Here is a 13334-nt window from a genome sequence, read left to right as displayed (position 1 = left end):
ATTCATTTTTTTTTTTCGGGCTTTGCTGATTTAATAATACAAAAATACGCCACGCATCAGTATAAATCAAATTGATTGTTTCTATGTCGATATAGATTTTATTTATACATTAGGGGCGCGAAACTTTCATGAAACAGCCATTGGTGAAGTGGATTTACAGTTCTTTAACTCCCTTAAATGCCATGTAATCATGATCCAAAACGGCTTCCGGTTTGCGCCAGGAAATAAATCAAAAAAAGGGTGTGGATCAAATAGGTGTTGGTCGGAATTGAGTCTTAAAGTTATGCAAATAAAAACAATTTTTAGCCCTTAAAGTTTTACATTTTTAACCAAAAAAGGATCAGAGAATAATAGCATCATAAGATCAACCTATCAAACCATCAGCACATGACCATACAACAGTTGGAATACATCGTCGCCCTGGACAATTACCGTCATTTTGTGAAAGCTGCTGAACATTGTTTTGTGACCCAGCCTACCCTGAGCATGCAGGTCAAAAAACTGGAAGAGGAATTTGGGGTTCAGATTTTTGATCGATCCCAAAAGAAACTGGTTCCCACCAATGCCGGCATAAAAATTTTGCTCAAGGCGCGGCAGATTATCCGGGAGGTCAAACAATTGAATGAACTGGTTTCCAACCAGATGAAATCGATGGAAGGCAGCTTTAGGCTGGGCATTATCCCGACCCTGGCACCTTACCTGCTGCCGCTTTTTTTGCCGGCTTTCATTAAGGTTAATCCTCAAACGAAACTCATCATCCAGGAACAACAAACAACGGATATTCTCAACGGGCTGAAAAACGATCTGTTGGATATTGGTTTGCTGGTGACTCCTGTGATGGAACATGATATCAGGGAAATCCCCCTGTTCAACGAACCGTTTCTCGCTTTTTTTCCGGAAGACTTTCCCTTAAAAGGCAAGGAAGCCATCGAAGCCGAAGCCCTGGACCTGTCGCAATTGCTTGTGCTTACGGACGGGCATTGTTTTCGCGATCAGACCTTGAATATCTGCGGGCATCACGGACACGCGCCGGGACTTAATTTTGATTATCAAAGTGGCTCCATCGAAGCCCTGGTGAATCTCGTAAAACAAGGGGTTGGATACACCCTGGTGCCCGAACTTGCGGTCAAACAATGCAATTTCAAGGGACAGATCAGGCGGTTTCAAACCCCGGAACCGGTTAGAGAGGTCAGCCTGGTGGTTCATAACAGTTTTGCCAAAGAAGCCCTGATCGATTCCATGCGGACGGAAATCCTGGCGAATATTCCCAAAAGTATGCTTTCCAAAAAAAGGTATTTAAGGGTAAACTGGCGATAAAAGGCAACAAAAATGTTCGGTATTTTTATACAACATAAAACCCGTTTTACCATTATACTAATTAAATGATTCTTCAAAGATCCTACATACCATTCATCGCTTTGTTCTTACTGATCGGAAGTTTACCGGCCGGCCGTCTGAATGCACAAAAGCCCGGGAGGTATGTCTTACAGGTGTTGCCCCTGTCGGATAAAAACGGGTTCGTGGAAGAACATATTAAGTACAAGAAAGAGCAGCCGGATTCCCTGGCGGTTTTCAGTGAAATACGCAGTATCGTCAGTCGCTTAAGAGCAGAAGCTTTCCTGGAGGCTTCTGCCGATTCCATCGCTTTTCGCGACAGTTTGGTTTATGTCTTTTTACATGTTGGGTCTCCCTACGAATGGGCGCGTTTGTCGGATGGTAATGTGGGCCCGTTATGGCTCGGACAGGTGGGCTTCCGGGAGAAAAATTTTCGCAATAAACGCTTCTCCACCCGGGAAGTCACCCGCCTGATGGATGACCTGCTCACCTTTGCGGAAAACAACGGCTACCCTTTTGCGAAAGTCTGGCTCGACAGCATCAGTGCCGAAAACGGGGTCATCAATGCTCAGCTTTTCCTGGATCAAAAATCTTATATCCGGCTGTCCCCATTGGAGGTTTCCGGGGAAGCGGACATTTCTGTCCAATACTTAAGTTTTTATCTTGGATTGAAAGAGGGCACACCCTATAACCGGGAAAAGATCCTCCAGGCAAAAAACCGGCTCCAGGAACTTCCATTTGTACGGCTGAAAAAAGATCCTTACGTGACCTTCCAAAATGGTTTTGCCACCGTACACCTCGAGTTGGAAAAGAAAAATGCCAGTCGCTTCGATTTCCTCATCGGCGTGCTGCCTGACAAACAAAAAAGGGGTAAAGTATTGATCACCGGATCCCTTGAAGCTGAATTTAAGAACCAATTCGGAAAGGCAGAGGAAATTTATTTGCAATTTGAACAACTCAGACCGCAGACCCAGCAAGTGGAGGTTTCCTTTGCTTATCCCTACCTGTTGAAATTGCCTTTTGGGGCTGATTTTACTTTTGAACTGTATCGGCGGGACACCAACTTTATCGATATAAAATATGAAACAGGGGTGAAGTACAGTTTCAGCGGAAACAATTACCTGAAAGCTTATGCCGGGAAGCACGTATCCAACCTGCTTTCCGTGGATACTGCAAGTATTAAGGTTTCCGGGCGGTTGCCGGATACCCTCGACATCACCCGAACGACTCTTGGACTGGAATACGCCCTGGAAAGGCTGGATTACCGTTACAATCCCCGGAGTGGATTTTCTGTCCGCCTCCGCGCGGGAGCCGGCCTCCGCGACCTCCGACGGAACAGCCTCATCGAAAGCGCCGGACTGGGGGAGTTGTACGACGCCCTGGTGAGCCGATCCTTTCAGTACCGGATTGAGGCACAGGCAGCCTATTATTTACCGGTCGGTCAAACGGGAGCCGTCAAAGCGGGCCTACAGACCGGCATTTTATTGTCGGATGATAAGCTGCTGGCCAATGAGCAATACCGCATCGGCGGTAACCGCCTGTTGCGGGGTTTTGATGAAGAATCTGTTTTTGCCACGAATTTTGTCGTTTCCACCCTCGAGTATCGTTTGTTGCTCGACCGCAACGGGTACCTGTATGTTTTTGGTGACCTGGCGCGGGTGGACGAGGAGACCGTGCAGAACGTTGAGCAAACCATCAGCCTGCCATACGGCTTTGGGGCGGGCCTTACCTTTGAAACCAAAGCCGGCATTTTTGGCATCAGCCTGGCATACGGAAGCCGAAAGGGCAATCCCATTGATTTTGGGGAACCTAAAGTTCATTTCGGATTTGTCAGTTTGTTTTAGTGCTAAGTTTTATTGGAAGGCTCAGGGAATTGTGTTACTTTACTTCCATTCCTACGAAAGTAAAAGGAAAAAAAATGCAAGTAAAAAAAGTGGCCCACTTTGAAGGGCACAGAGCTTCCGTTTATGCACTTGAACAAGGTGCGGCCCCTCATATAATTTATACGGCCGGAGCGGATCATCTCATACTGGAATGGGATCTTCAGGATCATGGTAAAAGCCGGGTATTGATGAATATGCCGGAACGTATCTTTGCACTCAAATTGCTCAGTAAACAGAATATTCTGCTGGCAGGAAATTATACCGGCGGCATTCATGTGATCGATCTGAATAAAGGAGAAGAGGTAAAGTTTCTTCAACATCACCAGCAGATAATTTTTGAAATCGAAATCTTACCCAATAAAGAGGCTTTCATCGCTTTATCCGCCGATGGGGCATTTTCCGTCTGGTCCACAAAAGATTTTTCGCTTTTGGAGACAAAGTCCCTGGGCCATTTTAAATTGCGTAGCATCGATTTTCACCCGCACCGGGAGGAAATGGTGATCGGCTGCGAGGATGGTTTTATCCGGGTCATCGATCTGACCGATTTTCGCGAAATAAATAAACTGGACGGTCATTTAAAAGACTTTTCCGTCAATGCACTGAAATACCTGAAAGATGGCCGGCAATTGTTGTCGGGCTCAAGGGATGCCAACCTGGTCCTTTGGGATGCGGAGAACGATTATGCGTTCCGCAAAGGATTCCAGTTTCACAAATATGCCATTTACGGCATCGCACTGAGTCCGGATGGTCGATATCTTGCCTCGGCGAGCCGGGATAAATCGGTCAAAATATGGGATGCCGCCACGCTCGATCTATTGTATACCATTGCCCAACCCGAGGAGGAAGGACATACTAAATCTGTCAATAAAATTATTTGGAGCGATTACAAATCTCTCCTCATTTCCACAGGAGATGATCGCTCGGTCAAGGCCTGGGAGATTATCGGGTAACGGGATGTTAGCTGTGGTCACAAAATCATTTTGAACATTTAACCGCTGAATTTTTTACTATTATTATCACCCAAAATGATGTTGTCATGGAAAATAAAAACAGTAAAGTAGCCTTTATCGGGCTGGGCATTATGGGCAGTCGTATGGCCTCCAATTTATTGAAAAACGGAGTTGATCTTGTGGTTTACAACAGATCAGAGGGGCCCGGGCTCGAATTGAAAGATGCCGGGGCGGGCAATGCTACTTCCGCAAAGGCGGCCGTTGCAGGAGCTGATTATGTTTTTAGTATGTTGTCGACCCCCGATGTAGTGCGGGAAGTAATGCTCCAGGAAGACGGATGTCTTGCTAATATGAAAAAAGGATCCATCTGGATCGATTGTTCAACGGTAAACCCGTCTTTCAGCCTGGAGGCTAATACCGTGGCAGAAGGTTATGGCATTCAGTTCCTGGATGCCCCGGTAGCCGGCAGCAAACCACAGGCTCAAAATGCTGAATTGACGTTTTTTGTTGGCGGAAGGTCTGAAAGGGTGGAGGAGGTCCGGCCATTGATGGAATTTATGGGGCAAAAAGTATTACATATCGGGGAAACAGGAAAAGGAGCCTCATTCAAAATGCTGGTGAATGCCATGCTGGCGCAATCCATGCTCATCTTTTCGGAAACCATTTTATTGGGTGAAAAAATGGGCCTTGACAAAGATTTTCTGCTCAATGTTATCCCCAACCTGGTCGTGGCGGCGCCTTTTACCAAAGCCAAAGCGGAGATGATTCGCCAGGAGGATTACGAAGTGCAATTTCCATTGGAATGGATGCACAAGGACCTCCACCTGGCAACGCTGACGGCTTATGAAAATGACCAGCCTCTTTACCTGGCCAACCTTGCCAAGGAGCTGTTTGCCAATGCCAAAAAAGAAGGGTTGGGTAGGTTGGATTTTGCGGCCATTCACAAATTTCTTGATGGAAAACGTTAGTCCTGTGGAACAAAAGATTTATTATAGTTTTTGAATGGAGAAATTTTACAAATTTCGCCGGGAATTAATTTTTTAAAAGGTCCTACATCGCCCTGTGCTTTAGCCTGCCTGACGCAGGAGGAGGAGGCGCAGGAAACAAAAAAAAAAACAAAGCTCCAGGGCTTTCAGCCCTTTTTGATGGTCGTTTATTGGCAAGGCCAAATTGAATTTGATTTAATAACCGCCGAAAATTATAATAGGTGCAGCGCACCGAAACCTAAAAGAGAATGTTGCGGTAGCCTGTCCGCCGCATACGATGCCAGGACGCTGCACCTGATTATAGTCAGCGGTCAAATGTTCAAAATCAATACGGCCAGGGTTTTTGATGATATTTATCTCAGCACTAAAGCACTGGGCAATCGAAATTTGATTTAAAGCGATTATTTTTGCTACACGGTAGTTAGTACACTTTAACGAAAGTTTATTTATATAGTTTAAATGTTCTATTCCGATACTTTTTTGTCACGCTGATTTCGCAGATTATCGCTGAAATATTTAGGAAAAATCCTTTTATTCTGCGTTTTGCCCCGACCATTGGTACGGGGTGTTCCATCTACGGAATACCGACCAGAGGTAGGATATGTCACGTTGTTCCATCTGAGTGAAAAATTTGTGTTTGGGGACTTATTAAAAAATAAAAAAACATTTGTTACACGGTAGTTAGTAGCAAAAGGATATTTATTTCACGTTTTAAACGTGATTTTGTGATAATGATTTTCCTAACCACTTCATTAATAATTTATTATGAAATTTAAAATGTTGATTCCCGTACTTTTAGGGATTTTATTCATGGCCTCAAAATGTGAAAAATCTGAGAAGACTTCCATGTTTTGCCAGAAATGGGCATTTGTATCTTCGGAAGACCCTTACCAGGGGGGAACCATCGGCACTGCAGACCCGGCGAATATACAATATCGCGTTTTTGAAGTCGACGGCACTTACGAGGAATATGATAATGATAATTCCGGCGTTGGCCGCTGGGCATTTAATGAGGACTCAACCCGCGTGGGCATCGTATTTGAAAAATACAATGGACAATCCACCGGAAAGGATTTAACCGTTGCTGATTTTCGCTGGCAAATCCTGGAATTGACTAAAGACAAGCTGGTGCTTTCTATTCAGGGCAGACACGGATTCGTGAAGCACGAGTATAAGGCAGTTAAAGGTTAAGATTCAGGTAATAATTATGACGTCAAAGGAATTGGGGTAATTATTCTGTCCATTGATGAGGCTGTTCAAAAAAGTGCATCAAAGTAAATAGTATAATTTTTTTATTAAGATAATCCAATCTTTGCATTTTGGCGCCTTGGCGAGAAGCAAAGATTTTGGAACACCCCCCCGTTGATTGAAATTGCTCGCCTCCATACTGGGTTATTTTAAACTATCTTTGCATCTTTGTTGCTGTCGCCGATCCGGAGGTCCGGATCCGGTAGAAAGGATTGAACATCTAAAAAAAAAAATCAATAGTCGCGCAATTCATGGGAAAGATCATTTCGTTATTAAATCATAAAGGGGGCGTTGGAAAGACGACCTGTACCATTGGTATTGGGGCAGGTCTTGTCGAATTGGGGAAACGGGTTTTATTGATCGATCTGGATCCTCAGGCCAATTTATCTTTATCCCTGGGGGCTCCACGCCTGCCGAATACCATTTATGAAGCTATTCGCGGGGAGTCAGAACTGGAACCTTATACTATAAAGAATGGTTTAGATATCATTACTTCCACGCTCGATCTTTCGGGGGCGGAAATGGAGTTGGTCAATGAGGCAGGAAGAGAATACATTCTTAGAGAATTGTTTGAACCGGTGAAGGATAATTATGATTTCATACTGATCGATTGTCCACCATCATTGGGGTTGTTGACCTTAAATGCATTGACCAGCAGTGACAAGGTATTTATTCCTTTGCAGACAGAATTTTTGGCATTGCAGGGATTGGCAAAAATCAAGGAGGTGATCCAAAAAGTTAAATTTCGCCTCAACAAACAACTGGAAATTGGCGGAGTCATCGCGACGATGTACGACAATAGAAAGGTGTTGAACCGAGACGTTGTAAAAACGATCAAGAAATACTTTGGGCCGCTTGTTTTTGAAACGATCATCAGGGATAATGTAACCCTTGCCGAGGCGCCTGCGAAAAGAAAAGATATTTTTGAGTACAGTCCGAAGAGTATCGGGGCAGAAGATTTTCTGAATTTATGTAAAGAAATTTTGAAAAGAATGGACGATGATGCTAACAAGGTAAACCAGTAACAAGTAACAAGTAACCAGCAACCAGCAACCAAAATATGAGTAAAAAAAGATTTTCAGAAGGCTTTGACAGTCTTTTCAGCGGGGATGACTTCTTTAAGGAGGAAGTTGTTGAGCAAAAGACTGAATCAACGTCGGCCAAACACAAGGCCGGGGCCTTCCGAAAGTCTGCCGCTTCCAAAAAATTTGCCTCCGGGTTGGAATCTTTGTTGTCAGAAGCCTTTGAAGAAGAAGTCAAGGATCAGCTCACCGGAAAAAAAGGAGAAACGCCCTCAGCAAATCAACGCAAGGCTTTCGGCGGACTCGATTCCCTCATCCGCAGCACCATCGATCCGAAACAGATGCGAAAGGCAGATAAAGATGCCCGCCGCCTCACCATCCTGCTCGATGCAGAAAAGGTAGAGCAACTTAAGGATATCGCCAAAATGGAAAAAACCTACCTCAAGTATATCATTCGCGATATCGTTGCCGAGTACCTGAAATCAAGGGGAAAATAAATTCCTCCGTCCGGGCACTCATGAAATGATAATAATAGTCCATTTCATTTTTTGTTGGGGTCACTTTGTTATTTCACCATCAGCTGTTGTTAAAGGCATTATATTCAATTTTCCTTCCATTTTGAAAATACCCGCCATTTTTGAAATTAAAATCATTTTAATGTTGTTAGCAAGTAGCATGTCGAAGTCCTTGAGAACTGACTGAAACCATTTGAAACCATCTGAAACTCTTTCTACCCGCATATTGGTTTAAATTATGATAACAATGGAAATAATTGGAAGTAAAGATTACCAAAAGGTTGTTTCCCAAAATTAATTGAAAAATTACATCAACCATGGCTTTAAACTACCTGAAAAAAAACAAGGACTCCTGGAATAAACGCACAGAGGTCCACCTGGAGTCAGAATTTTACAACAATAAAGCTTTCCTGGAAGGAGCCAACCCACTGGACGATATCGTCTTGAATATACTGGGAGATATCAAAGGCAAGACAGTATTACATTTGCAGTGCCACTTCGGACAGGATACGTTGCAGATGGCCCGAATGGGTGCAAAGACAACCGGCGTGGATCTGTCGGATAAGGCCATAGAGGCCGCCAGGAAATTCAATGAACAGCTGGGCCTGGATTCCAGGTTTATTTGTTGTGACGTATATGATTTACCCAATCACCTTGAGGAAAAATTTGACATTGTGTTTACTTCTTACGGAACCATCGGCTGGTTGCCGGATATTGACCGATGGGCGGCCGTTGTCTCCCGTTTTCTCAAACCCGGGGGGCAGTTCATTTTTGCCGAATTTCATCCCGTGGTGTGGATGTTCGATGACGCTTTTTCAAAAGTTGAGTACCGGTATTTCCAGGATGAGCCTATCGTAGAATTTGATCAGGGTACCTATACCGACGGTGGGGAGCATCTGAAAACGGAAAGTGTTTCCTGGAATCATGGACTGGCAGAAGTGATGAGCAGCCTGATCAGGCAAGGAATTGAACTGCTCCAGTTTGAAGAATACGATTATTCTCCCTATGCCTGCTTTAGTCCTATTGAGCAGATAGGGGAGCGAAAGTTCAGGATCAAACACCTGGGCGATAAAATTCCGATGGTCTATTCGCTCGTGGGCAGGAAGAAATGATGCAGCATTTATTTAAACATTGCGTTTCTGGAACTGTAAAATACCCCATGTAAGGTATCCCTTTTCCACGGCGGTGATCCATTTTTTCAGATCCTGTATGTATTTGTCGGCCAGGGCCTTTTCACTTTTTTCGGTCATTCCGGGAAGGTCGGCTTCGGCTTTGTTTAATAATACGCTATGGTGTTTTAACAATTGGGGGGACATTTCCCGGATATAAACTTTTTCCAGGTCAACCCGACCGGCAAGCAATTGATATGATTTTAAGGTGGTCAATATTTCGCTGTCAAACCATTCAGGAAGTTCCTCTGAGGCAGTTTTGGACCATTGCTCCCCCTTCATGATGTCTGTAAATATGAGGCGACCTTCTGGTTTGAGTACATTGGTAATCTGCCGGAAGACCTTCCGTTTCTCGGGATTACTCCAAAAAACGTCCTGCGACCATACCACATCGAAAGTTTCCCCGGGAAAAGTCAGGGCATCTGCACGTCCTATGGTAACATTGATGCGGTCGCCCAAAGGTTCAGATGGAATGTTTTGTCTGCTTTTGTTCTGGAGTGCTTCTTCGGAAACCAGGCACTCTATTTTGCATTGGTACTTTTGCTCCAGGAACCGGGCGGCCGGGGCATGAGTGTACCCTAGGATCAGCACCTTACTGCTCTTTTTTATCCTGGGCATCAGTTTTACCATTTTTTGTATGGTTTTTAAGGTGGCCTCGGATAAGGAATCACTCTCTTTTTGGTAAATTCCCACCGGAAGATTTTGGTGGAGCCCTGTCGGGGACGAATGATTGTCGGAAGAATGATTGTCTTTTTCCATGGAGTGGGTTACTTTATGAGTCATGGTGGAAATTTTTATAAAAAAATGTAAAAACCGGTGTTGTTTTTGCGGAATGACTCAAACGATTTCCTTATCAATATAATCGGAATTCAAAAGCCGCAAAGCGCCCATATATTTGAGCTTAAAAGAGATCATTCCGCCGATTTTATAATTGCGGCGAGTTTTGCCGAGGTCTACGATGAGCATGTCGGAACTGGCGTTTACGATCTGAAGTTGCGGATCGTCGGGTATGAGATATTCCGGGGAAATGTCCAGTAACCCGACGTCAATGATGGCACGATAGGAGGTTTTGCCGTATTGGGTTTCATCGATCTCGAACATTTCGCCGGAAGGGTTTTCTGCTAGTTCTCCCACCGGGATTGTGGGCTTTTCTGTAATCTCCAGGATCTCGGAATAGAGCCGCATAACCCCTGATTTCATACCTTTGATGGTTTTACCTGTGACCAGGTTGTTCCCAAAATACAAGGTTTCCCCGATACGGAAATGATTGATGGCTTTGGGAACCTGTCGTTTGAAAATCAGGGGCAGGGTCACAGACGTCCCCCCGGTAATCCACTTGATTTTTTTATTGAAGGTGGCTTCCACCAGTTGTTTATAAAGGCTTAACTGGACGAGCTTATCCTGGGAGGGCATTACGCCGTGCAGGCAGTTCAGGTTAGCACCTATAGCCACAATTTCTATATTGGGAAGTTCGAAGACTTTTTCGTAAAATTTGATGAGATTTTCTCCCATGATGCCTTCCCGGAGATCTCCGAGTTCGATCATGATTGTCACTTTATGGACCTTGTTTTGGCGGACGGCTTCCTCTGAAAGGAGCTGGATGGTTGAGCTTTCTGAATTAAAACTCACATCGGCGTATTTGACCACTTTTTTGATGCTCCTTTTCGGGGGCGGTTTGATGTAAACGGTCTGAATTTCGGGATTGATGGATTTGATGGTTTTGAGGTTGCTAAGCCTGCTGTCACACACCTCTTTTATCCCCAGATCGAGCACTTCTCTTAAAAATGCCTCGTTTCCGCAGAGCATTTTTGTGACAATTGCCCAGTCGATATCGTTTGTTTCAAATAATTTATTGAGATAATCATAATTGATTTTCAAACGCGATTTATATAGTCTTATAAATGCCATAATAATGGATTGAGTTAAACAAAAACTTTCCTGGGAATATCGGAAGGTAACCTGGTCAGCAATTCATAATTGATCTGGTCACTGAAATCGCTGAATGAAGCGACTGAAATTTCCAGGTCTCCCTGGTTCCCTATCAGGACGACCTCATCACCTTTTTGTACATTTTCCACATGGGTAATATCAACGGACATCATGTTCATATTCACTGTTCCTACCACACTGACGCGCTGCCCGTGAATCAGCACTCTCCCCTGGTTACTCATACCGCGGCTGAATCCGTGGCTGTAGCCTACCGGAATGGTGGCAATTTTCATGTCTGTATTCGCAAGGTAGGAAGTACCGTATCCCACGAACTCTCCCGTTTTTACGGATTTTACATCCATGACCGTGGTCTTCCAGGAGATAAGGCGTCTTAAAGGATAATCATGTTCATTATTCCGGATCATATAATCGATAAGCACCTCCTTACTTGGGAAAAATCCATATTGGAGAATGCCGATACGTACCATGTCCAGTTGTGTTTTGGGGTATCTCAATGTGGCCGCGGAACAGGAGGTATGGCGCAGTTGGGGAGACAGCCCGTCGGAAGCCATTTTTTTTAACGCTTTTGCATAAGTTTTTTGCTGATTTTTGATGCGGTAAAAATTGGCAATACTTTCCGCCCCTGCGTAATGGGTGCACAAACCCCGTAAATTGAGATGTTCCCTTTCTTTTTTAAGCAGTTTCATGATCTCGGGCATGGCTTTGACGCAAAATCCGGTACGATTCATTCCCGTTTCCACCTCAATGTGAATGTTGGCCTTTGTCCCCATTTTTTGGCTAATGGTTATGGCGTTTTGCAGCCGGTCCAACTCAAAAACAAAAAACTCAATATTATTTTTGATGGCCCATTCCATCTGGTCATTATCCAGCGCCCCCATGATCATGATCGTACATGCTGAATCGGTAACCTTGTGGACGCGCAAAGCTTCATCTGCGCTGAAAACCGAAAAATGATTGACGCCGCATTGCATGGCCAGGGGAACAAAAATTTCGATTCCGTGCCCGTAGGCATTCCCCTTCACTACTGAGGAGTACAAAACCTTCTGGCCAATGAAGTTTCTGATAAACTTCAGGTTGTGCTCCAGCGCTGATCGGCTGATTTCAATTTGAGAAGTATTAAACATTTTTTAGTCAAGAATTTTTTGAGCGATGGAGTAAAACATCTGAATACCCACAGGGATAAGTTCGTCTGGAAAATCGTAGTCAGGGTTGTGCAGTGCCGGGGTATTTACTCCGGCACCGATGCCAAACATGGCTCCTTTAAAATGTTGGGTAAACAGACCGAAATCTTCACCCCATTTGAAAGGGAAATCCCTTTTCGTTACCGAAAAATTATTTTTAAGAGCTGCTGCCATGACCATTTCGGTGGCTTCGTCATCATTTTCATTGGCGGTAAATTTATTCGTCCAGGAGATTTCTGCCTTTAACTGCTCCCTTTCGGAAACCTGCTCGATTACGGCGATGATTTTGGTTTCCAGCCTTTTCATGTGGGGTTCAGTCCATGTCCTGAGGGTGAGGTGTACTTCGCCGTTTCCGGCAGCTGTTCCGTAAGCCACTTCACCCATATTGATGTGAATGGGCGTGACGACGGAAAAGTCTTCCTGTTCGGGGGTATTGTTGGATAATTTTGCCGTTTCGGTGATGATCCGGGCAATAGCCAGTGCTGGATTGATCCCGTTTTCAGGCTCTGCCGCGTGTGTTGTTTTTCCCTGTAACCTGATGATGATACTTTTCACTGAAGCCGTAAAGGCATTTTGTTTTATGACAATTTGTTTGAACGGGTACCCCGGAAGGTTGTGAAAGGCAAAAACGTAATCCGGGTGAATAGAGCGGAATGCCGGGTCTGACATGACCGTTTCGGCGCCTGAGCCATTTTCTTCGGCCGGTTGAAACAGTAGGATGACCTTTCCTTTTAGTAGCATTCCTTCCGAAAGCTTTTTTGCCAGTCCGATCAAAATGGTAGTATGCCCGTCATGACCGCATTTGTGGGAGATGTTTTCCCGGTTGGACCGATGGGCAAAATCATTGATCTCCTGAATGGGTAAAGCGTCAAGCTCTGACCGAAAAAGGACCGATGGACCCGGGTTTCCGCTGTCAAATACGGCGATGACTCCCGTACCGCCAATTTTTTCGAGCAGCAAAGCCGGCCGGTAGCCGGATAGAATGGAAGCTACCTTTTGTCCTGTTTCATATTCTTCACCCGATAATTCGGGATGGGCATGTAAATCATGTCTGATCTTTTCAAGGAATTGGTATGATGTCAAATCCATATTGAA

At 44.6% G+C, this 13334-nt stretch carries 13 protein-coding genes; 8 read left to right on the top strand and 5 right to left on the bottom strand.

The genetic code is table 11. From position 1 onward, the window contains the following. The first annotated feature begins 387 nt into the window (after window positions 1-387). The 7 genes from H6571_11745 to H6571_11715 all read left to right on the top strand — a co-directional run bounded on the left by H6571_11745 (window position 388) and on the right by H6571_11715 (window position 7921). Entirely contained in the window at window positions 388-1317 is a 930-nt protein-coding gene (locus H6571_11745; protein ID MCB9324399.1) for a LysR family transcriptional regulator, read from the top strand. Window positions 1318-1382: 65 nt separating this feature from the next. Then, entirely contained in the window at window positions 1383-3179 is a 1797-nt protein-coding gene (locus tag H6571_11740; GenBank protein ID MCB9324398.1) for a BamA/TamA family outer membrane protein, read from the top strand. A 74-nt stretch (window positions 3180-3253) separates the two neighbouring features. Then, the gene (locus H6571_11735) at window positions 3254-4168 is read left to right on the top strand and encodes a WD40 repeat domain-containing protein (GenBank protein ID MCB9324397.1); all 915 of its coding nucleotides are present in this window, start codon (window positions 3254-3256) and stop codon (window positions 4166-4168) included. 86 nt (window positions 4169-4254) lie between these two features. Then, window positions 4255-5136, top strand: a complete 882-nt coding sequence (locus H6571_11730; protein MCB9324396.1) for an NAD(P)-dependent oxidoreductase — start codon at window positions 4255-4257, stop codon at window positions 5134-5136. Window positions 5137-5919: 783 nt separating this feature from the next. Then, window positions 5920-6345, top strand: a complete 426-nt coding sequence (locus tag H6571_11725; GenBank protein MCB9324395.1) for a hypothetical protein — start codon at window positions 5920-5922, stop codon at window positions 6343-6345. A gap of 308 nt (window positions 6346-6653) precedes the next feature. Further along, window positions 6654-7427 (top strand): ParA family protein, encoded by a 774-nt coding sequence (locus H6571_11720; protein ID MCB9324394.1) that lies wholly within the window; start codon window positions 6654-6656, stop codon window positions 7425-7427. Between the two features lie 35 nt (window positions 7428-7462). Next, window positions 7463-7921, top strand: coding sequence for a hypothetical protein (locus H6571_11715; protein ID MCB9324393.1), 459 nt, complete (start codon window positions 7463-7465; stop codon window positions 7919-7921). A gap of 60 nt (window positions 7922-7981) precedes the next feature. Here the strand turns inward: H6571_11715 and H6571_11710 are convergent, their stop codons facing one another. After that, window positions 7982-8164 carry a hypothetical protein gene (locus H6571_11710; protein MCB9324392.1) on the bottom strand — a complete coding sequence of 61 codons (183 nt, stop codon included), beginning with the start codon at window positions 8162-8164 and terminating at the stop codon, window positions 7982-7984. Window positions 8165-8256: 92 nt separating this feature from the next. Between H6571_11710 and H6571_11705 the strand changes: the two genes are divergently transcribed. Continuing rightward, window positions 8257-9051, top strand: coding sequence for a class I SAM-dependent methyltransferase (locus H6571_11705; GenBank protein MCB9324391.1), 795 nt, complete (start codon window positions 8257-8259; stop codon window positions 9049-9051). 12 nt (window positions 9052-9063) lie between these two features. Here the strand turns inward: H6571_11705 and H6571_11700 are convergent, their stop codons facing one another. Genes H6571_11700 through H6571_11685 form a run of 4 tightly spaced genes read right to left on the bottom strand, consistent with a single transcriptional unit; the run spans window position 9064 to window position 13328 of the window. Next, on the bottom strand, window positions 9064-9891 hold the full coding sequence (locus H6571_11700; protein ID MCB9324390.1) for a methyltransferase domain-containing protein: 828 nt from the start codon (window positions 9889-9891) through the stop codon (window positions 9064-9066). A gap of 54 nt (window positions 9892-9945) precedes the next feature. Then, on the bottom strand, window positions 9946-11016 hold the full coding sequence (locus H6571_11695) for an alanine racemase (GenBank protein ID MCB9324389.1): 1071 nt from the start codon (window positions 11014-11016) through the stop codon (window positions 9946-9948). A 14-nt stretch (window positions 11017-11030) separates the two neighbouring features. After that, window positions 11031-12182, bottom strand: a complete 1152-nt coding sequence (gene alr, locus H6571_11690) for an alanine racemase (GenBank protein ID MCB9324388.1) — start codon at window positions 12180-12182, stop codon at window positions 11031-11033. A 3-nt stretch (window positions 12183-12185) separates the two neighbouring features. Then, window positions 12186-13328 (bottom strand): amidohydrolase, encoded by a 1143-nt coding sequence (locus H6571_11685; GenBank protein MCB9324387.1) that lies wholly within the window; start codon window positions 13326-13328, stop codon window positions 12186-12188. Window positions 13329-13334: the final 6 nt, after the last annotated feature.

Source organism: Lewinellaceae bacterium, from assembly GCA_020636105.1.
GTDB lineage: Bacteria > Bacteroidota > Bacteroidia > Chitinophagales > Saprospiraceae > BCD1.
Note: the sequence above shows the minus strand (reverse complement) of the source record. Positions and strands in the feature narration are given on the sequence as shown.

Bases quoted from the DNA above. Each gene is read 5' to 3' on its own strand.
- H6571_11710 (MCB9324392.1), bottom strand. From the start codon at position 8,164: ATGCGGGTAGAAAGAGTTTCAGATGGTTTCAAATGGTTTCAGTCAGTT.
- H6571_11725 (MCB9324395.1), top strand. From the start codon at position 5,920: ATGAAATTTAAAATGTTGATTCCCGTACTTTTAGGGATTTTATTCATG.
- H6571_11735 (MCB9324397.1), top strand. From the start codon at position 3,254: ATGCAAGTAAAAAAAGTGGCCCACTTTGAAGGGCACAGAGCTTCCGTT.
- H6571_11685 (MCB9324387.1), bottom strand. From the start codon at position 13,328: ATGGATTTGACATCATACCAATTCCTTGAAAAGATCAGACATGATTTA.
- H6571_11745 (MCB9324399.1), top strand. From the start codon at position 388: ATGACCATACAACAGTTGGAATACATCGTCGCCCTGGACAATTACCGT.
- H6571_11720 (MCB9324394.1), top strand. From the start codon at position 6,654: ATGGGAAAGATCATTTCGTTATTAAATCATAAAGGGGGCGTTGGAAAG.
- H6571_11700 (MCB9324390.1), bottom strand. From the start codon at position 9,891: ATGACTCATAAAGTAACCCACTCCATGGAAAAAGACAATCATTCTTCC.
- alr (MCB9324388.1), bottom strand. From the start codon at position 12,182: ATGTTTAATACTTCTCAAATTGAAATCAGCCGATCAGCGCTGGAGCAC.
- H6571_11695 (MCB9324389.1), bottom strand. From the start codon at position 11,016: ATGGCATTTATAAGACTATATAAATCGCGTTTGAAAATCAATTATGAT.
- H6571_11730 (MCB9324396.1), top strand. From the start codon at position 4,255: ATGGAAAATAAAAACAGTAAAGTAGCCTTTATCGGGCTGGGCATTATG.
- H6571_11740 (MCB9324398.1), top strand. From the start codon at position 1,383: ATGATTCTTCAAAGATCCTACATACCATTCATCGCTTTGTTCTTACTG.
- H6571_11715 (MCB9324393.1), top strand. From the start codon at position 7,463: ATGAGTAAAAAAAGATTTTCAGAAGGCTTTGACAGTCTTTTCAGCGGG.
- H6571_11705 (MCB9324391.1), top strand. From the start codon at position 8,257: ATGGCTTTAAACTACCTGAAAAAAAACAAGGACTCCTGGAATAAACGC.